This is a genomic window from Chryseobacterium sp. ERMR1:04 (assembly GCF_001297705.1).
In the GTDB taxonomy this organism is placed as follows: Bacteria; Bacteroidota; Bacteroidia; order Flavobacteriales; family Weeksellaceae; genus Chryseobacterium.
Window position 1 is genome coordinate 562,738 of sequence record NZ_LIRF01000004.1, and the last position, 21,381, is coordinate 584,118.

The 21,381-nt window shown below is 34.0% G+C and carries 15 protein-coding genes and 1 pseudogene; 10 read left to right on the top strand and 6 right to left on the bottom strand.

Annotation, left to right across the window (positions count from 1 at the left end; translation table 11 throughout):
• Positions 1-41 precede the first annotated feature (41 nt).
• Positions 42-551 (bottom strand): DUF1572 family protein, encoded by a 510-nt coding sequence (locus tag AMQ68_RS10030; protein WP_369678635.1) that lies wholly within the window; start codon positions 549-551, stop codon positions 42-44.
• A gap of 140 nt (positions 552-691) precedes the next feature.
• Between AMQ68_RS10030 and AMQ68_RS10035 the strand changes: the two genes are divergently transcribed.
• Positions 692-1,051: a nuclear transport factor 2 family protein gene (locus AMQ68_RS10035; protein ID WP_082384013.1), complete on the top strand. Its 360-nt coding sequence runs from the start codon at positions 692-694 to the stop codon at positions 1,049-1,051.
• Between the two features lie 105 nt (positions 1,052-1,156).
• Here the strand turns inward: AMQ68_RS10035 and AMQ68_RS10040 are convergent, their stop codons facing one another.
• Positions 1,157-3,256 carry a gliding motility-associated C-terminal domain-containing protein gene (locus AMQ68_RS10040; RefSeq protein ID WP_054510491.1) on the bottom strand — a complete coding sequence of 700 codons (2,100 nt, stop codon included), beginning with the start codon at positions 3,254-3,256 and terminating at the stop codon, positions 1,157-1,159.
• Positions 3,257-3,413: 157 nt separating this feature from the next.
• A complete protein-coding gene (locus AMQ68_RS10045; protein WP_054510492.1) occupies positions 3,414-4,211 on the bottom strand; it encodes a hypothetical protein in 798 nt (265 codons plus the stop codon).
• A gap of 200 nt (positions 4,212-4,411) precedes the next feature.
• Between AMQ68_RS10045 and glgP the strand changes: the two genes are divergently transcribed.
• Positions 4,412-6,076: an alpha-glucan family phosphorylase gene (gene glgP / locus AMQ68_RS10050; protein WP_054510493.1), complete on the top strand. Its 1,665-nt coding sequence runs from the start codon at positions 4,412-4,414 to the stop codon at positions 6,074-6,076.
• Between the two features lie 102 nt (positions 6,077-6,178).
• On the opposite strand, the gene AMQ68_RS10055 is transcribed toward glgP, so the two are convergent.
• Positions 6,179-6,364, bottom strand: coding sequence for a DUF6496 domain-containing protein (locus AMQ68_RS10055; RefSeq protein WP_054510494.1), 186 nt, complete (start codon positions 6,362-6,364; stop codon positions 6,179-6,181).
• Positions 6,365-6,375: 11 nt separating this feature from the next.
• Positions 6,376-6,849 (bottom strand): hypothetical protein, encoded by a 474-nt coding sequence (locus AMQ68_RS10060; protein WP_054510495.1) that lies wholly within the window; start codon positions 6,847-6,849, stop codon positions 6,376-6,378.
• A 215-nt stretch (positions 6,850-7,064) separates the two neighbouring features.
• Between AMQ68_RS10060 and AMQ68_RS10065 the strand changes: the two genes are divergently transcribed.
• From AMQ68_RS10065 to AMQ68_RS10075, 4 genes and pseudogenes are all read left to right on the top strand, one after another.
• The gene (locus AMQ68_RS10065) at positions 7,065-8,246 is read left to right on the top strand and encodes a hypothetical protein (RefSeq protein ID WP_054510496.1); all 1,182 of its coding nucleotides are present in this window, start codon (positions 7,065-7,067) and stop codon (positions 8,244-8,246) included.
• A gap of 5 nt (positions 8,247-8,251) precedes the next feature.
• On the top strand, positions 8,252-9,637 hold the full coding sequence (locus AMQ68_RS10070; RefSeq protein ID WP_054510497.1) for a hypothetical protein: 1,386 nt from the start codon (positions 8,252-8,254) through the stop codon (positions 9,635-9,637).
• Positions 9,638-9,755: 118 nt separating this feature from the next.
• A complete protein-coding gene (locus tag AMQ68_RS25315; protein WP_160317986.1) occupies positions 9,756-9,932 on the top strand; it encodes a hypothetical protein in 177 nt (58 codons plus the stop codon).
• 229 nt (positions 9,933-10,161) lie between these two features.
• Positions 10,162-12,164: pseudogene (locus AMQ68_RS10075) on the top strand (S9 family peptidase).
• Positions 12,165-12,470: 306 nt separating this feature from the next.
• Here the strand turns inward: AMQ68_RS10075 and AMQ68_RS10080 are convergent.
• Complete coding sequence (locus AMQ68_RS10080) at positions 12,471-14,945, bottom strand: TonB-dependent siderophore receptor (protein WP_054510498.1); 2,475 nt, start codon at positions 14,943-14,945, stop codon at positions 12,471-12,473.
• A gap of 289 nt (positions 14,946-15,234) precedes the next feature.
• Between AMQ68_RS10080 and AMQ68_RS10085 the strand changes: the two genes are divergently transcribed.
• From AMQ68_RS10085 to AMQ68_RS10100, 4 genes are all read left to right on the top strand, one after another.
• A complete protein-coding gene (locus AMQ68_RS10085; RefSeq protein WP_054510594.1) occupies positions 15,235-16,890 on the top strand; it encodes a peptide MFS transporter in 1,656 nt (551 codons plus the stop codon).
• 134 nt (positions 16,891-17,024) lie between these two features.
• Entirely contained in the window at positions 17,025-18,776 is a 1,752-nt protein-coding gene (locus tag AMQ68_RS10090; protein ID WP_054510499.1) for a peptide MFS transporter, read from the top strand.
• A 62-nt stretch (positions 18,777-18,838) separates the two neighbouring features.
• Positions 18,839-19,831, top strand: coding sequence for a YhcG family protein (locus AMQ68_RS10095; RefSeq protein WP_054510500.1), 993 nt, complete (start codon positions 18,839-18,841; stop codon positions 19,829-19,831).
• 17 nt (positions 19,832-19,848) lie between these two features.
• The gene (locus tag AMQ68_RS10100) at positions 19,849-21,360 is read left to right on the top strand and encodes a peptide MFS transporter (RefSeq protein ID WP_054510501.1); all 1,512 of its coding nucleotides are present in this window, start codon (positions 19,849-19,851) and stop codon (positions 21,358-21,360) included.
• The last annotated feature ends 21 nt before the right edge of the window (positions 21,361-21,381 follow it).

Consider the following 21,381-nt stretch of genomic DNA (forward strand, 5'->3'; position numbering starts at 1 on the left):
CAAAGATAATAATTTAAATATGAATACTAAATTGATTCGGTCTATAGTTTATAATCGTCTCGAACTTCCGGGCTATTTTGAAAGCAGACCGGTGAAGAATTCGAATTAAAATCGGTCTCAGAAAATTGAGTTTTCATCTCAGAATTAAACTCTTGCGAAGCATTTCTGGCGATAGAAAGTGTTTTCCAACCCTCATTTTTCATCATTTTAGCAATAAAAACGATTTGACCAATATGATAAGGATAATGGGCTAATTGACGAAAAACAGCGTCTATCACCAATTGAGGTTCATTTCTTATATACAGGGTAGCATATAAATTATCATCATTAATTTGATTTAAAGCATCAAAAAAGCACTTCCAACCTTCTCCCCAAAAATCGATAACTTCTTTTTTAGTTGTAAAAGTATTCACGAATTCTTCGTCCCGATTACGCCAGCTTTTTTCGCCATCTTCAGTTAAAAAATTCGTCCATCGCGACAGCATATTTCCTGCAATGTGTTTTACAATAATGGCGATTGAATTACTTTCATCATTGTATTTCCAAAAGATTTACTCATCAGAAATCTGCTCAAAGGTTTTGTCGCCAAGTGATTTGTAATACTCAAAACGTTTTATAAATAGGTCTTTCATACTATAAAAATAAAAAACCAATTTAGCGTTTTTACCGTATATAAGTCTAAATTGCGGTTATGATTTGTAAAGTAAGTGACTTTATGAAGGATTTGAATTCATTAAACATTGAACATCTTGAAAAATGGTTCACTGACGAAAGTACAATCTGGATTCCACCTTCTAATGAAATTTCTGGTAAGAATAGAATTTTAGCCTTATTCAGAGCTATTTTCAGACGTTATGAAAAGATTGAATGGCAGGTTTCTGAAATATTTCCTTTAGGAGATCAAAAATATTTTTATCAAACGATTTCTTACGGAAATATGGTAGGTAAAGATATTTATGAAAATAGTATATGCACTGTCATCCAATTTTCAGAGAATGGAAAAATAATTTATCTCTCTGATTATTTTAAAGATACAAAAGCTTTTAATTAATTTTAAATAGAGGTCGTAACCTACGCAAATGCTTTTACTTAATAAAGTTCCAAAAACATAAAACCATCTCTTTCAAGATGGTTTTATTATTTATTGTTGTTTAAATTATTCTCTGTTTTTCACCATTACCCATCCTGTATATTTGAATGGCGTATTCTTTTTATCGGTTTCATTCCATGATACGGAATACCAGTAGTTTCCGGTAGGAACTTTTTTACCACCATTTGTGGTTCCGTCCCATTTATATCCGTTAAATTTATCTGCCTGGAAGATTTTGGCTCCATATCTGTCAAAAATATTGAATACCAGATTTTGTTTTCCTGCTAATGCAGAATAGTCTATCACATCATTCACACCGTCACCATTTGGGGTAATAACGTTGATTAAATTGGGTACAACGATCGTAATTTCAATTGGCTCGCAATCATAAACATCTTTTACATACACTATATGATTCCCTCTTGAAACATTCGTGAAAACATTAGAATCCTGCCAAGTAATTTTATCCATTGAATATTTATATGGAGGAGTTCCGCCTATAACATACACCGTAACAGTAGTTGTTGAGATATCAATGCTGGAAACAACAGGCTGCTCAGAAGAATATACTTTTACAGTTTGTGTGGCGATACAATCTCCTGTTTTTAGTTTTACCCAATAGGTACCCACTCCAACATTAGTAATAGATTGTGTAGTAGCACCTGTACTCCACAGATAAGAGCTAAATCCAGGTCCGGCATCCAGCGTCGTTTTATCTTCCATACAAATTGTTTTATCTTTTAAAACAGTAGAGAAAACCGGAGCTATTACCGTTAAGGTCACTTTAGCAATAGCAAAACATCCACTTCCGTTGGTTACTTTTATATAAACGACCCCATTGGGTGCAACATACGTTAAAGGAGCCACGATTTCATTGGTTCCACTTAATGCATCTGCTAATGAAGGATAATATTTTTTTGTAGTTCCTGCTTGTGTTGTTACCGAAGCTATGGTAAGGTTAAACAACGCTGTTGAAGGGTTTGTTTCAATAAAGCAAGATCTCAACGTTGCATCATTTACAACGACAACAGGGAAAAATTTCAACGTAATTATTGCCGTTCCTATACAGCCAAACGGAGATATTATCTTCACATGAACTGTACCTTCTGCTGCTATATAAGCTGTTGGATTCAAAATCTCATTGGTTCCTGCATTAAGGTCAGTGATAGTAGGATAATATTTCTTTATTGCTGCAGGATCACCAAAGACCACTGCTGTTGTAAGATTAAAAGTTCCCACGCCCGCATTGTTGTTATTACACGCAAATAAATTAACATTAAGACCTGTAATATTTCCCATCTTAAACTTAAAAGTACCCACCTGCCTACATGAGTTAATAGGATTATTAGGGTTTGTAGGATCCAGATAATGAATACTATAATAGTAAGTTGTTGTTGTATTTACAGTCTGTGGCGCCAAAATAGGACTGGCTCCCGAAAGCGCGTCATTTTGTGATGTATGATAACTTATGAGGAAATTCGGATTATTATTAAGAATACCCGCTGATAAGCTACTAAAATCAAAAATTGCAGGATTATTACATACAATTACTTCTCTTGGATTTGCAGGATTCGCTGCAGGTATTCCAGGAGGTACAAAGGGATGAGGCTGTATTGCTGGGTCTGTAAACGGAGAAGCTAAAGTAGCTGTTCCTCCCCAAGTTAAAGAAAACGGAGCCATAGTAGGATTAATAGTATCCACCCAGTTATCTATATATAAATAATAAGTTTGGCCTGGCAAAACATCTAAATATTTACAATAAGGTGTATACGAACCTCCAGCAGCACTTAAAAGAGTGCTTGTCATATTTAATCCGGTAGAAGCGCCAACCCCAACAACAGTTGCAGCATTACAGCGTATCGGTGATCCTAAACTTCCGCAGGTAACATTAGGCCCATAAACTGCCCAATCATAATCTGCAGCAGGATCATTAGGAACCAAATCAAAAGTAAGTGTTCCACCCGTGGCAATCGTAAGTTTATACCATATCGAATTATGCTCGCCGGTTGTCAAACATCCTCCTAAACTTTCATTGACTGCGCCAATTCCTGAAGGAGAATACGTTATGCTCGAGTTACCACAAACCGACAAGGCAGATGTACAATCTGCTTGAGAAAAAAATGTTTGCGATATCAATAAGAGAAGAATGAGTAGAGTTTTTTTCATATATTGTTTTCAAATGGTTATTAATTAAAAGAATGTAACATCATGGATATCAAATATAAACATTTTTCTAACACGAATAACAATATTCAAAACAAATAATACATTTATGTGTGAAAAATTAAAAATTATCACACTTTAAAAAAGAAAATAATAAAATTTATTTTATACTCGTAATATTTCCGCAAAGATTCTCAAGGTGAAAAATCTTATGAAAAGGGCTTTTCACTTCATTTAAATGTTCTTTATCCTGAATAAAAGTGTAGCGCGAAGCGATAGAATTCATATCCGATACAATCACCAACCAACATTCATCCACAGAAGTATCGTAATAAGGAAACTTTTCGTTTTTCTTTTCAATCGATTCTAATATTTTCTCAGAACAAAGCTCATCAAACAAGTTCATACTGTATTCGTGGGTAATGAAAACATTCCTGCGATGAAAAGATTTTCTGACACTTTTCACACATCCACTCGGTTTATTTTTTTTAATACTTTTATAAATACTAAAAATATTTTCCTGCTGTTCTTCCAGATTATCGAATTTTATATTGGGCAGGAATTCTAAAAAATAAACACCACGATATTTCGTAGTGTCTTCCTGTTCTAATAATATTTCTGCCTGACGGAACATCTTGTTTAAATTACTCTCCATCTTCTTCATTTCAAGATGATTGATAACTTCTGTTAATTCAATTCCTATTTTTTTATCGTTGAATTTGGCGATAAAGTCTGGACTTTCGCAGGTAAGATTTTCAAATTTAACTTCAGGGAAATGATGCATGAAAGAATTAAGAAGTAAGATCTCAGCTTTCTTCTTATATTTTTCCCGGTCATGAAGCGGCGATTCATCTATCGTACGGTGATACTTCGCCATCGGCTTTTTTTTCAAATGTCGATTCAGGTAATATAAGCTCAGATTCTTGATTAGATCTTCATCGGAAAATACCTTTTTCATGACTTCTCTTTTTATGATGTTAAACAGTATATAAATCTTACATTTTAATTAATAAAGTTTCTGATTATCAATTTTTTACAACTAAAGGTAAGGAAAAAAACGAACCAACTCATACTTTTAAAATAATTTATCATATAATTAATGTAGAGTTTATTTTCATAATCAATACATTTACTTAATCAATCATAAAACAATGATGTATGGATTTTAAAAATTTCAAAATACCTTTCCGTATTACTCCTCAATATTCTAAAAAAGTCGCCTATTTCTCCATGGAGTTTGCTCTTGAGCAGGTTTTAAAAATATATTCCGGCGGTTTAGGATTTTTAGCGGGTTCTCATATGAGAAGTGCTTACAACCTAAAACAAGATCTCATTGGTATTGGGATTCTTTGGAAATTTGGATATTACGATCAGGCAAGAAATCACGATCAGACTTTACAACCAACGTGGACAAAGAAAATGTATAGTTTTCTTGAAGATACAGGCATCAAATTTCAGATCGAAATCCATAGCGCACCGGTTTGGGTGAAAGTCTGGTATTTAGATCCTGAAATTTTCCATACCGCACCGATGTTTTTCCTTTCAACCGATGTTCCTGAAAATGATCACATTTCAAAAACAATCAGTCATAAACTATATGACGCCAATGAATCTACAAAGCTTGCACAATACATTTTATTAGGAAAAGGAGGGGCAAAATTGTTGGATGAAATGAATATTGAAAGAGACACTTACCATCTAAATGAAGCACACGGGCTTCCTGCCGCATTCCATTTATTGAAAAAATATAAAGGAGACTTACATAAGGTTAAAGAAAAATTAGTTTTCACCACACATACGCCTGAAGAGGCCGGAAATGAGAAGCACAACTTGAAGTTATGTTATGACATGTCGTATTTCTCAGGTTTCAGTATGGAAGAAGTAAAAAGTATTGAAGGGTTTGATGATGATCGTTTTAATCATTCATTGTGTGCTTTGAAAATGGCTAAAGTCGCCAACGGAGTTTCTCAACTTCACGGTGTCGTTTCGAGAGCAATGTGGAGTAAATATCCCGGAATATGCGAAATAACGTCAATTACCAATGCTCAGGAATTCAAATACTGGTCAGACAAACCGCTTTATAATTCTAAGGATGAAAACAATGAAGTTGTATTTGATTACCGTAAAAAACATTTAAAGAAAAGGCTTTTCAAAATTGTAGCAGACCAAACAGGAAATTTATTTAACCCCAACATTTTCACAATCGTATGGGCCAGAAGATTTGCAGGTTACAAACGTGCAGACTTACTTTTACATGATAAAGACCGGTTTTATAAATTATTAAACAATCCAAAATATCCGGTGCAAATTATCTGGGCAGGAAAACCTTATCCAATGGATTACTCTGCAATCTCCACTTTTAATACCTTGGTAGAAGAAAGTAAAAATCATAAAAATATGGCGGTGCTTACAGGATATGAACTTTCATTAAGTAAATCGTTGAAACAAGGTTCTGATTTATGGTTAAATAATCCAAGGGTTCCAAGAGAAGCTTCAGGAACTTCAGGAATGACTGCTGCCATGAACGGATCTGTAAATCTTTCAACAGATGACGGATGGATTCCTGAATTTGCAAAACACGGAGAAAACTCTTTTGTTGTTCCAAAAGCAGATTACCTGAATATGAGCATTTATGAACAGGATAATTATGACCTGAATAAGTTATATGAGATTCTTGAAAATGAAATTCTTCCTACGTATTATGATAATATAAACGAATGGAGAAAAATTCAGCACAATTCGATGAATGATGTTAAAGATCAATTCAATAGTGATAGAATGGCTGATGAATATTACAGGATTCTTTACAATTACAACGAGTAATTTTTAGATAAATATTTGCTTTATAGATGCCCGAGCGGAGTCGAAGCATCTTTAAATATATAAAAAATAGGTTTGTAAGTTTTACAAACCTATTTTCTTTAGCTAATCTTTTTTCTTTTTTGGAACTTTTAATCCTTTCTCTTTAGCTTCGGAAATACCAATGGCTATAGCCTGTTTTCTGTTGGTAACTTTTTCTCCGGAAGAAGATTTTAATTTTCCTTCCTTGAATTCATGCATCACCTCTCCTATTTTGTCTTGAGCTTTATCTGAATATTTGGTTTTGCTCATGATATTTGGTTTTAAGATTTTGGTAGAGAAACTCCTAATTCATATACTTTAGCGTGTTTCATATATTTTGACCGTTCTCTTGAAGTTACCGATTCTAAATGATCATTTTTAATAACAATAATCGGATCTTCAATATTTTCAATTTCAAAATTGGCAAAATATCTTTCATCAGGACTCGTTTTATCATTACGAGCCTTTATTTTCTGTAATTCTTCAGCATATTTTCTAAATCCGGGATCTGAGGAATGGATAAACTTATATTCATCACCAGCATCTACATAAAAATGAAGTTTTTTCTCCACAAGTCCCGCTTCATCTGTAATTTGTGGATTATCATTTCCGTCTTTAAAGCCTACTTCAACCAATGTTCCACTTTTTTTGTGTGAGCATTCTTCGGCATCTTTAAAACTTGAAAAACCTGTATATACAATTTGATCACTCAAAACGTATCGGTTTAATTTCTGGTTATATGCATTCGTTTCCATAATTATTATCTTAATTTGATTTACAGAGTAATACATTCAATTTTTTTGCCAAACAACATACATTTTCTTACTATTTATTAAAAATATAAGAAGATTATTAAATATTCACTTACCTGTTAATTTTTAAAGTAATAATTCCATATACATTAAATTAAATATATAAATCAATAATGTTCATTAAAAAAATTAAATTTGCAACCTAAAATTTTAACAATATGAAATTAAATTTTATTTTTTCCACTTTCCTAACCTGTACGGCTGTATTAGGGCAAGCTCAGAGAATTGATTCTGAAAATATTTCTTTTCAAATATTAAAAGAACCCACTAACCCTATCGAAGCTCAAAACAGAAATTTTTCGGTTTTGGTAAACTCACCCTATAACATCACAAAAGAAGATGTGGTGAAGGATGCTAAAGAAGACTTTCAGAGACAAGTTGATAATTACGATCAAAATGTAGCAGATGCAAAACTTCAACATGAAGAAAGACTAAAAGAATATGATGCAGAAGTAAAAAAACTAACAGAAAAGTATAAAACTGAATCTGAGCAATATAACAAGCTAAAAGCTGTTGAAAAAATTGCTATGAACGCTTTGCCACCAGTTTTGAGAATTCCTTCCCGTCCGCAATTGAACGTTCCTCAAAAACCGGTTTATTATCAACCCGATTTAAGAGACGCTTTAATTGTTGATAATAAAGTATTAGCGTCGCAAATTATTATCGGTGGTTTCTCCAGAGGTGGAAATTACATTGATATTTCTGTAAATACAGAAAGAACAACATTCCAAGACAATGCAGGAAAATCTTTTGCAAGCCAACCTACAAAATTGCTTGTAAAACAAAATGGTGCTGTAAAAATCGACAAAAATCTGTTCTCAGACTTTGAAGAAATTGCATCAAGCCCAACCAATGAAATTAATTTAAGCGCTCACGAAAAAAATTATCTTCAAAAAGTAATTAATAGAATTAATGACATCTTAGCAGATAACTTTGCCTATTCAAAAATTATTTCAACAGTTAAATTAGAAACTGTAAAAAATAAAGGGGAATATGACAACTTGGAGAAAGCTTATATCTACGTAACGACAAACCTTAAAAAGATGCAGGCGAAACCAGATTATGCTCCTAATAAAGCTGCTTTTGAAAACTTAAACAAAGGTGTTGAAATCTGGAAAACTACGCTTTCAAAAATTGATTACAACGATAAAAAAGCCTTGTACAATGGTAAAATAGGAACGTATCTTTATATGAATTTAATTCGTTTGAATGTTGCATTAGGAAACAAAACTGAAGCAGAAAAATATTTAAATGAAATGCAAGAACATCTTGTTGATATGAAATTATCTTGGGATCAAAACAACGAACTAAAAGGACTTGAGCAAATAATTTACAACTAAGAACCATGAAAAAAACTTTAATCGTTTCTCTTACCATCATCAGTGCATTCGCATTTGGGCAAAAGAAATTTGTTTACGGAGACTCTTTTGAATTCAATACAAAATACGAAAAAGATATTAAGCTAGTTCTTTGTGACGACTATAACCAATATGTCTTCAGTGATATTAACGAAGATGGCTACAGTTCATATCCTCACAAAAAGATTTTGATGAGAAAGCTGGATCAAAATGGAAACCTAATCGATACATTCATTAAAGATTATGCAAATAAGACAAATGGAGTGTTGCATAATTATTTAGGATCAATCCAAATTGATAAAGATAAGTTTGTCGTTTATACAGAAGAAATTGAAACTAAAATCAACAGAAAAGAAATTTTCCAACACGTTTTCAATAAAAAAGACGGAAACTACACAACAACAAGCGTTGCCAAGCTTTTCACAGAAGGTGGAATGAAACAGGGAACAACTTTCCTTAGATTCTCCGAAAGCGGAAAATACGTTGCGATTGTAAACGACAGATCTGTATCTAAAAAAACAGCGAATACCATAGACAATATTGTGATTGATCTTTCTACCCTTTCTAAAAAATGGGACAAAGAAATCACTTTAGATACCGACTATATGGAATCTGACGCAGCCGTTACCAATTCAGGAAGAGTTTTAATATTGAGAAAATCTACCGGTTGGAAAGAATCTTCAAAATTGGTGTATGTTTCTGCTCAAGGAGACCAGGATATTGCTTTAAAAGATAAATTGATCCTGAAAACATTGAGCCCGGTTTCTATTAATGATAAGGATTATTTGGTTTCTTTTGGATATTTTACGGGAGCAAGAATCAACCAAAGTGATTTTGGTTATATGTCATTCATCAATCTTCAAAACGGAAATATTACCACGAGTGAATTTCCGGAATTCAGATCCAATACAACCATGTCCGGTGTAGATATTACATTGGTACAATCTGTAAACGGGAAAACTTATTTGTATGGTTACGATGTCAACAAAACAATGCCTCCATCTACTCCTACCAACCGTTTTCCAGATCCAATTATTTCTTACGGAAGTGGACGTTGGTTTACAATCAATTCTGAAGGCGCTGCAACTTCTACCCCAACCAATGGGTACGGAAATGTAGCCTACTTCACAAAAGCCAATACAAATTACTTTTTTATTGCAGAAAACAGATTGACCCCTTTCCAGGTAGGCAATACAATGACAGACAAAAATAAAGTGATCAACCTAAACAACCACGAAAGTGGAAATAAAAGTGGCTATCCTATTTTGACTTCACTTCAATATATTCCTGAATCCGACAGGGTAATTTATTTAAGGAGATCTGGTGAAAATCAATTGAATGTAAAAAGCGTTTATAATTGGAATAATCAATAATTCCTCACCCTATACGAATTAAAGTTGACAGCAATGTCAGCTTTTTTTTTTGAAATTTAATTACCATATGAAATAATTCACTAATTTTAGAATTCAAACCAAAAAAAATTATATTACTATGAAAAATCTAAAGAAAATTTCAAGAGAACAACTTAAAGACGTAGTGGGCGGAATTCTTCCTGGCATGATCAGATGTATCAGTCCAATTTCATGTACAAGAACAGTAGGATATATTGGAGGTTTTGACAATGTATGTGGAGTTTCAACCTATCCAACATGCGCTCCTGAAGAGTAATTTCTTTTAAATACATTTACAGACAGGGCTTTTGCTCTGTTTTTTAGTTTTATATGGTTATCTTGATAAGAATTATTAAATTTGAAATCGATTAAAATTTGAAATGAAAAAATTCTTACTAACGCTTACCGTTGCTGTAGCTTTTCAAAGTTACTCAGCACAAGAAATCACTTTAGATAAAATATATTCAGGATATTACCGCGGGAAAGGCATTGCCGGAATTACATCTATGAAAAATGGTGAAAATTATCTGGTTATTGAACCTACCGGAATTGCCAAATATTCTTACAAAACCTCTCAAAAAGAAGGAAATATTGTTGACGGACAATTTGGAAGCTATGAGTTTTCGGATGACGAGTCTAAAATCCTTTTATTAAAGCAAAGTCAGCCTATTTACAGACATTCTTTTTTAGGAACATTTGATGTTAAAGATTTAAAATCGGGGAAAGTAATCAGTTTAAATGATGGAAAACCTGTTCAGGAGCCAAGATTTTCTCCTGACGCAAACAAGGTAGCTTTCGTTTCTGAGAATAATTTATACTATCAAGATTTAAATTCAGGAAAAATTACACAAATAACTCAACACGGAGTTAAAAATAAAATTTTAAACGGTCTAGCAGATTGGGTATATGAAGAAGAATTCGGTCATGCAAGATTGTATGAATGGACAAAAAATTCGGACGCCATCGTTTTCGTTAAATTAGATGAAACGGAGGTTCCGGAAATCTATATTCCAATCTATGGAAAGTCATTGTATCCGCAGGAAATGCGTTATAAATATCCAAAAGCAGGAGAAAAAAACTCTGTTGTTTCGGCTCACATTTATCAATTAAGTGATGGAAAGAAAATAACAGTTAATTTAGACAATTACAAACATTATTATATTCCAAACGTTGTTCAGACAGCAAAACCTGACGAAATTGTTTTAATAACTTCTGAAAGAATTCAAAATGCATCTGACGTTTTAAAAGTCAATACAAAAACAGGAGCTGTTCAAAAATTATTCACAGAAACGGATGATAAGTGGATTGATACAGATAGTCCGACATTAGAATTCTTAGAGGACAACTCTTTCCTTTGGGGTTCTGAGAGAGACGGAAACCGCCATTTGTATTGGTATGATAAAGATGGAAAACTAAAAAAACAAGTTACCAAAGGAAACTGGGAAGTAACTGATTATTATGGATTCAATCCAAAATCAAAAGAAATTTACGTTCAGACTACTGAAAAAGGAAGCATTAACAAAGTGGTTTCTAAAATCAATATCGAAAACGGAAAATCTCAGTTAATTTCCAATGGAGAAGGAAATAATGCTGCCAACTTTAGCAAAAACTACAATTATTTCATCGAAACATCTTCTACAGCTGCAAAACCTAACACTTTTGTTTTAAAAGATGGAAACGGTAAAACGATAAAAGAACTTCAAAATAATAATGATCAGCTTCAAAAATTAAAGTCTGATAATTTTGTTGAAAAAGAATTCATCACGATTCCAAATGATGCCGGAGATCAAATGAATGCATGGATTATTAAGCCAAAAAACTTTGATAAAAACAAGAAATATCCATTGTTCATGTTCCAATATTCTGGTCCAGGTTCTCAGCAGGTTGCTAATTCTTGGGACAATGGAAACGCAATTTGGTTTGAAATGTTAGCACAAAAAGGATATATCGTAGCTTGTGTTGATGGACGTGGAACAGGTTTCAAGGGCGCTAAATTCAAAAAAGTAACCTACATGAATTTAGGCAAATATGAAATTGAAGATCAAATTACTGCAGCAAAATGGTTCGGTAACCAGTCTTACATCGACAAAACAAGAATCGGAATGTTCGGATGGAGCTTCGGAGGTTACATGACGAGTTTAGCAATGACAAAAGGAGCTGATGTTTTCAAAGCTGGAATCGCTGTGGCTCCGGTAACCAACTGGAGGTATTACGATTCTGTATATACGGAGAGATTTTTAAGAACTCCACAAGAGAATCCGGATGGTTATGATAAAAACTCTCCTACGGAATATGCCAATCTATTAAAAGGAAAATTCTTATTGATCCACGGAACAGCTGATGACAACGTACATTTTCAAAATTCTATGGAATTCTCAGAAGCTTTAATTCAAAACAAAAACAGTTTGATTTCATGGCTTATCCTGATAAAAACCACGGAATTTATGGTGGACAAACAAGACCACAATTGTATCAGAAAATGACCGATTTTATTATTGAAAACTTATAATGTCTTTTCAGATATAATTTTAAAACGTCCCCAATTCATTTGAGGCTACTGAAAAGGTTACACTTTTTCAATTTAAATACAAAAAAGCGATTAAATCAAAATTGATTAAATCGCTTTTTTTAGCTTCTATTTTAGAGCGTTGTTTTGCTTTGTCTTTATAATAATTTGCTTCTCGAAAAGTCATTTGTTCTTGATGTAATTCGGATTTTATAGACACAGAAATAAGTATTGCTCTTTGCTACTCTTTCTAATGCACTTCCCCATTCATTGGGAGAGGTTTTCTGTAAATTATAAAGATAAGCTATATTAGAACTTTATATTATACCCTAAAGTAAATCTCGTTCCAAAAATACTAAAATGCTGAGAGTCATAAGCAGACTGAGAATATCTTCCATTGAAAGTAACCGCGTTGTAAGCCCTTTCATAATCTTCAGAAGATACATTAACGAGTTTCCAACTCGGGATGATATTAAAAGCATTCACAACACCAATATTGATAGTATTTTTATCATTGATATGATAATTAATCATCAAATCCGTCGTCATCCTAGTTCTAAACTTTAAATAAGCCATAGCCTCTTCGTTAGGAGCATTCCATGAAGCATAAGCATCAGAAGAGGTACCATCATTAACAAATTTGGCTGGCCCGAATACCGTATTGTTTACTGAAAAACTCCATTTTTTAATACTGTAATCAATACTAATAACACCTTTCAAAGCAGGTCTTGAAGTGGTGGTAAGAGCTTCTTCCATTCTATTGAAAAAAGGATCTCCTCCTTGTTTGTGTGCATTGAGCTCATTGAGCATATTTGATTCTCTTAAGATCTTGGAATAATTTACATTCGCAGCAAGGTTAAGCGCCATCTTTCCTTTACCTAAACTAATATTTTTATAATTGGCTACAATATCAGCTCCAACAGTTTGTGTATTGATACCGTTGATAAAGAAACTGGCAGAAGCTACATTCTGTATTCCCAGATCTTTCATTCTGGAACTCAAAAGAATTCTGTCTCGAATAGTGATCCAATATCCATCAATCGTCATTGAAAAATTTTTATTGGGTTGAAATCCAAATCCGGAAGTAAAGTTCAGTGATTTCTCAGCAGTCAGCTTTGGAATCCCTACTTGGGTAGCTTCTGGACTAACATTGCTAAATAAGCCCTCCACAAATACTGATCCGTTGATAAAAGAAGCCTGATTGGTAGAAAGATATATTTGTTGCAATGTTGGAGCTCTCAATCCTGTAGAAGCGGAAGCTCTAAAAATCAATTTCTTACCAATGATATCTTGTCGTAAGCTTCCTTTCCACACAAAAGCACTTCCAAAATCACTATAATTTTCATATCGGGCAGTCGCATTCAGGGTGGTACTTTCTGAAAAGTCGATGGCCGCGTCCGCATATACACCTATATTAGAACGAGAAAACCTTCCGGCGGATGCAGCATTCATTCCGGGGAAAGAAATAGCTCCGGGAATTGGATCGTAAGAGGCTTGGTCTCCTGCATAAATTTCATACCATTCTTTTCGGGCTTCTGTGCCCACCGCAATAGCAAATAAATCAGAAAAACGTTTGGTAATATCAACATTTCCTACCAAGTTATTAAATTTAAAACCGCCAGGCTTAAAGTAGGTGGGACTCTTGAGCCCAATCTCAGGATTAAAGGTATTTCTTACGGTATATAAAATTTCATTTCCTCCTGTAGTAGCGCTAATATCAATTGCCCAGCCATCAAGAGTTTTAGTTTTAAAGCCTAAAGTACCTCCATAATCCGTTATATTACCTTCGAAGGTAGGCCCAAAACCAATATAATTTTCCTCAGAATTTGCGATGGGAGCTAGAGGATTATTTTCAGGACCCACCCAATAAGGCGGGCGATAGTTAGCAAAACTATTCACTTTCTTCGCAACAAAAGAGGCATTTCCATAGAATTTACTTCTCTCGGACACAGGAATCATCGCATTCGCTAAAATACTCATGCTTATTTTTTGAGGGGATGCATTTTTATTTTGTGCATCAGGAAATTTAGAGAGGTACCCTTCTACAACAGGCAGAGATGCGCCAAAAGTTTCTGCCTCCCAATAAGGATTTACAATACCGTTTCGATAAGCATAATTACTGTTTTGTAAGCTTGTAGCAATGGTAATAAAACCACCTTTTTTAAAGGTCGTTCCCGAGATTCCGTTTAAACTTTGAGAGAAGCCATCTCCTTTGGAGTACATTCCTGTATTAAAATTAACCTCAGAAAAACTGATATTATCTTTTAGAATTACATTTACTACTCCGGCAATAGCATCAGATCCATATTGTGCAGAAGCTCCATCTCTCAGAATCTCAATCTTTTTGATGGCAATATTTGGAATAGAAGAAAGGTCTGCACCTGTTTCTCCTTTACCAATGGTATTTTGAGTAAAAATAATGGAAGAAGAGTTCTTCCGTTTACCATTCACCAAAATCAACGTTCTGGAAGAACCTAAGTTTCTTACCTCATAAGGATCCAGTAAAGACGTAGCATCTTGCACTGCTACACTGGTCGCATTAAAAGAAGGAATCCTATATTGCAAGACTTGCTCTACCGTATTATATCCTGAGGACTGTATAATAGAGGCATCGATCGCGTCAATAGGAAGAGGTGTTGATATACTAGATCTAGGAGCCGCCCTTGTCCCCACCATAATAACTTCATCAATAGATTTTTCTTTACTTAGACTGTCTTTGTTTTGTGCATAAAGCACTCCCATATTTCCAAGAAGAAATACAATGGCAACTGAAGATTTTTTCATACGCTTTTTCTTTTATCGATTATATAAATTTTAGTCAAATAGTGTTTTTAATGATTTTAAACTAAACAAACATACGAATAAATATATTATCGGTAGTTTTTATAATATTTTAACACATTAATCATAAACATATTATAAAATTTATAATTTTATCTATAAACAATTAAAAAATTCCTCGTGATACATAAAGACTCTTTATATTAATTTCATTAATCGTTTTAGTAAAATTTGATTTATTTTATCAATTGAAATTAAAAAGCTATTTTTGGGAAAATTGAAATTTGAATATATGAAGACTAAACATCCTAAAGGCCTGCCTTTTCTCTTTTTCACAGAAATGTGGGAGCGTTTCGGGTATTATCTAATTCTTGGAATTTTTGTACTTTATGTCATTGAACCCACTGGTATGAAAGGTGGTCTTGGACTTCCAGACAAAACAGCAGATGATATTTTCGGGACTTATATTGCATTGACTTATCTTACTCCATTCATAGGAGGATTTTTAGCAGACCGCGTTTTAGGATACATCAAATCTATTTATTTAGGTGGAATTTTAATGGCAGCCGGATACATCGGGATGGGTATTTTCAAAGACCTTCCTCTATTTTACGGATCCTTAGCATTAATTATTATCGGAAACGGTTTCTTTAAACCAACCATTTCTACTCTATTAGGAAATCTATATTCCGAAGAACCTTATAAAGCTAATAAAGATTCCGGTTATAATATTTTCTATATGGGAATTAATATCGGAGCATTTATTTGTAATATCATTGCTGCTTTCATGCGTAATAAATTCGGTTGGGGCGAAGCATTTATCACTGCCGGAGTTGGAATGTTGATCGGGATGGTAATCTTTACGATTGGTAGAAAACACTACATCCACGCAGCACAAATGAAGCCAGTGCAGGAAGGTGACACAAAGCTTTCTGAAATTTTGCTTAAAGTTTTTGTTCCCGCAATTGTTGCCGGATTTATAGGATGGTTTATTCCTAATAATATTTTTGGAAGTGACAGTACGGATGCATTTATTTTTGCATGTATTCCTGTTATTTACTTTTATGCTTCGCTTTACTTTAAAGCTAAACCTGAAGAAAAAGCCTCTATCGGAGCTCTTTTATCTGTATTTATGATCAGTATGTTCTTTTGGGCGGTTTTCAAACAAAATGGTACGGCTTTAACGAGATGGGCTAACTATTATACAGACCGAAGCGTTCCTGCATCATTAGAAAAACCATTGGAAAACATCTATATGGTAGAAGGAAAAAGCTACGAAGACAAAGAGGTTCCAGTGTACAATGATCAATACCAATCTCAAAAAAATAAAGATGGAAGCCCTCTTAAAGAAACCGGAAAAGATATCTATTTCAGAAATATTACTCCCGAACAGCGGGCCGAACTAGAAAAGAACCCTGAAAAAAAGGTCTTTTTATACAATACTGAATTATTTCAATCCATCAATCCGTTTTGGGTAATTGCATTAACGCCTGTTGTCGTAGGATTTTGGGCTTTATTGAGACGAAAAGGAAAAGAACCCTTAACTCCAACAAAAATTGTCTTGGGATTATTTATTTCGGCATTATCTTGCTTAGTCATGGTATTGGCAGTAATGGCCGGAGAAAACGGAACTGTAAAAGTATCGTCCTTATGGCTGGTTGCCGGATATGGAGTAATCACAATTGGAGAACTTTGCCTTTCTCCCATGGGATTATCTTTTGTGTCTAAACTCTCCCCTGCAAGATTAACGGCATTAATGATGGGAGGTTTCTTCTTGGCCAACTCTGTAGGAAACAAGCTGTCAGGAATTTTAGCAAGTACCTGGTACAATTATGATAACAAAGTAAATTATTTCTTGGTTAACTTCGCTTTGTTGATATTTGCCACCCTTTTAGGGCTTTCTATGTTAAAAAGATTAAACAAAATAATGAAAGAAAAAGGGCATTAATCCTTACCTTCATAAAGAATATCAAAGCTGCAGACGCGTTCTGCAGCTTTTTTATTTAAATATAAAATTAAAACCTTGCCAAAAACCCAAAAAAAACTATATTTGCTAGTCTTAACAAAAATTAACAATAAACAATGGATAATATTGAAGCATTAAGTCCGAAACCGGATGAATTTGTAGAGAATAAGGGTTCCAGACATCCAAAGGGATTATGGGTTCTTTTCGGAACAGAAATGTGGGAGCGTTTCAACTTTTACGGGATGAGAGCATTGCTTACCCTGTTTATGGTAAACTCTCTTTTAATGAAGGAGGCTGATGCATCAATTATTTATGGAGGTTTTCTTGCTTTATGCTATTTAACACCACTAATGGGAGGTTTTATCGCAGATAAGTATTTAGGAAACAGAAACTGTATTATTTTAGGAGGTAGCCTTATGGCACTGGGACAATTTTTACTTTTCCTAAGTGCATCTACTTTCTCTGAAAATTTAGGCGGAGCTAAAACATTCATGTGGCTCGCTTTATTCATCATCATCTTTGGAAATGGTTTCTTTAAGCCGAATATTTCCTCAATGGTAGGAAGTCTTTATCCAAAACAGGAAAAATCTAAACTGGATTCTGCTTTTACCATTTTCTACATGGGGATCAACATCGGAGCATTTTTAGGTCAGTTTATCTGTCCTTATTTAGGAGATGTAAAAGATTCTTCAGGGGTTAGAGATATCTTCGCTTTCAAATGGGGATTCTTAGCTGCATCTATTGCCATGATAATAGGAACAGTAATCTTCTTTATCCTTAAAAACAAATACGTTGTAACTCCAGAAGGCAGACCAATTGGAGGATTACCGAAAAACAGTACAAGTGAAGACTTTGAAGAAGGTGAAACACAAACTGCAAAATTCACTGGAAAATCTATGGGAATTGCTACTATTATATTTGTTGCATTATTCTTTGTATTCAGATATGTTTTAGTGGGCGAATTGGGATTCAGCTCTGTAGGAATGGGTCAATTGATCAAAGGGTTAATTTATCCTTTCATCTACGCTGCAGGTATTTCATTAGCATTCTTAATTATGAGTTCTGCTGAAAATAAAATTGAAAGACAAAGAATCTGGGTAATTTATATCGTTTCATTCTTCATTATTTTCTTCTGGGCTGCATTTGAGCAGGCAGGTTCATCACTTACTTTCATCGCAGATAACCAGACAGACAGAAATATTTTTGGTTGGAATATGCCACCATCAATGGTTCAGATCTTCAACGGATTATTTGTTGTAGCACTAGCTTTACCTTTCAGTATTCTTTGGGATAAATTGAGAGCTAAAGGAAAAGAGCCGGTTTCACCAATGAAACAAGCAATGGGTCTTGCTTTGATTGCTTTAAGTTATTTCATCATCGCTTATAACGTAAAAGACTTAGGAAATACAGGTTTGTTAGCCATCAAATGGTTAATGTTATTATATCTTATCCAAACAATGGGTGAACTTTGTTTATCTCCAATCGGATTATCATTGGTAGGTAAATTGGCTCCAAAAAGATTTGCATCTTTATTATATGGAGTTTTCTTCATCTCAAATGCTGCAGGGTACGCTTTGGCGGGTTCTTTAGGAGCTATTATTCCTGCAACAGGAGATAAGTTCGTAAAAGCAGAAAAACTTGGAGTAAACCTTCAGGATGTTTTAGACAAAAAAGTAACGCTTACACCAGAGCAAATCGCTTTGTTTGAAAAAGAACAATTACCTATTGCTAATACAACATTTGCGGGAGTTGAAATTCATAACTTATTTGAATTCTTCATGGTATTCGTAGTACTTTGTGGTATTGCAGCTGTAATTTTAGCAATATTATCCCCTAAATTAAAGAAAATGATGAACGGTGTAAACTAACCACATCAATAAAATATAAGTAAAACCTCTGCTAAGTCAGAGGTTTTTTTTATTTTCGTACGATGGAAATTTCCGAAGATTCTTTATTTCAATCCGTAAAGGAAATCATTAGGCAATCGCGCGAAAAAGTTTTTCGAATAGCGAATTCTACTTTATTGCTCACGTATTGGCAAATCGGGCAACTGATTGTAGAAGATGAACAAAAAGGAAAAGAGCGAGCAATCTATGGAGCTTCTACTCTAAAGAATCTTTCAAAAAAACTGACTTTAGAATTTGGAAAAGGATTTGATGAAAGTAATCTAAGGAATATGCGTTCTTTTTACCAGGCATTACCAATATGTGACGCATTGCGTCACGAATTGAGTTGGACTCATTACAGGTTGTTGATAAGACTAGATCATTCAGAAAAAAGGAATTACTATATTAATGAATCTATCCAAAACAATTGGAACTCCAGAGATCTGAAAAGACAAATCAATTCCCTATCCTACGAAAGAGTTTTGGATCACAAAAAATCTTCCAACGAAACCATCCACAGTGTTTTAAAAGATCCATATATTTTTGAATTTTTAGGATTAAAAAATGATGAAAAGATTTCCGAAAAAGAAATTGAAACCGCTATTATTGATCACATTCAAAAATTTTTATTAGAATTCGGAAAAGGTTTTGCTTTCGTCGCAAGACAGCAACATATTTCTACCGATACTTCAGATTTCTATATTGATCTCGTTTTTTACAATTATATCTTAAAATGTTTTGTCATTATTGATTTAAAAACCGGTGAACTTTCTCATCAGGATATCGGGCAAATTGATATGTATGTAAGAATGTATGACGATTTGAACAGAAATGAAGGAGACAACCCTACCATAGGAATTTTACTCTGTTCAGAAAAAGATGAAACCATTGTAAAATACTCCGTGTTGAACGATAAAAACAACCTCTTTGCAAGCAAATATTTGTTGTACCTTCCGAAAGAAGAAGAATTAAAACAAATCATTGATCAGGATAGAATCCGTTTCGAATTGGATCAGGAAAATAATCACTCAAAATAAATAATTATAAAGCAATTATGAGCTTAACTTTAGATGAAATACAAAATTTCAAAGGAAAATATCCAAAACAGATCTGGAGCTTATTTTTCTCTGAAATGTGGGAACGTTTTTGTTTCTACGGAATGCGCGGAATGTTGGTATTCTTCATGATCTCACAACTTAATTTCCACGAAAAAGAGGCCAACCTTCAATACGGTGCTACACAAGCGTTTGTGTACGCCTTTACTTTTATTGGTGGGCTTTTTGCCGATAAAATATTAGGATTTCGAAAGTCCTTGTTTTGGGGTGGATTATTAATGATCGTTGGGAGTTTAATCTTAGCAACAGATCCACACAAATACTTTTTCCTTGGAATTGCATTTACCGTTGTAGGAACAGGTTTCTTTAAGCCGAATATTTCATCAATGGTTGGCCAGCTTTACAAACCTAATGATTCAAGAGCTGATGCAGGATTCTCTCTTTTTTATGCAGGAATTAACCTTGGAGCTTTGCTTGGAGGATATTTATGTATTGCTATAGGGAAAGGAGAACTTTTTGCGAGTTTTATCCCCGAAGAACTAAGATGGCATCTTGCTTTTGGATTTGCTGCTATTGTAATGGTGATTAGTTTGATCAATTTTGTTTTTACCCAAAAAAGTTTAGGAACAATCGGGCTTCAGCCGGGACATCCAGATAATGAAACAAAATCTGCCCCTATTCCCAAATGGCAGGAATATGGAGTGTATGTTTTATCGTTGATCTTCGTACCAATTATTATGGTAATGGTGGCAAAGACGCAGTATACAGACTATTTCATGTATACCATCGGGCCACTTACGTTGATCTATCTTTTTTATGAAATGACACAAGTGACCGCTGCAGAACGTAAAAAACTTTGGGCTGCGTTGGTTTTCATATTGTTTTCTATCCTATTCTGGGGAATTTACGAGCAAAGTGGAGGTTCTCTAAGTATTTTCGCTGCTAAAAACTTAAATAAAGATCTTTTAGGATTAGATCCGAATGGGGTAAATAACTCCGGAGGTGCATTTTTCATTATCTTCTTAGCTCCTCTTATCGGTTTGCTTTGGATCTGGCTGAACAAAAGAAAAATAGAACCAAATACCATCATTAAATTCGGTCTCGGATTTATTTTCTTGGGACTTGGTTATTATGTATTATTTGCGACTAAGTTTTTTGCTACATTACAGGGAATCACTTCATTGAATTTCTTTACTATAGCTTTATTGGTTATTACTTTGGGAGAGCTTTGTCTCTCTCCTATCGGATTATCTATTATGACCAAACTTTCCACCAAAAACCTTCAGGGAATGATGATGGGAATGTGGTTTTTGGCATCAGCGTATGGTCAATACGTTGCAGGAATCATTGGAGCAGGTTTGGCAACAGCAAAAGAAGGCTCTACCAACTATGATGCTTTAATCACTTATACTGATGGATATAAACAATTAGGATTATATGCAATAATTGCCGGAGTTGTGCTAATTTTGATCTCTCCATTCGTGAAAAAACTAATGCAGGAAGTAAAATAGAAATAAGAATATTATGCTTAT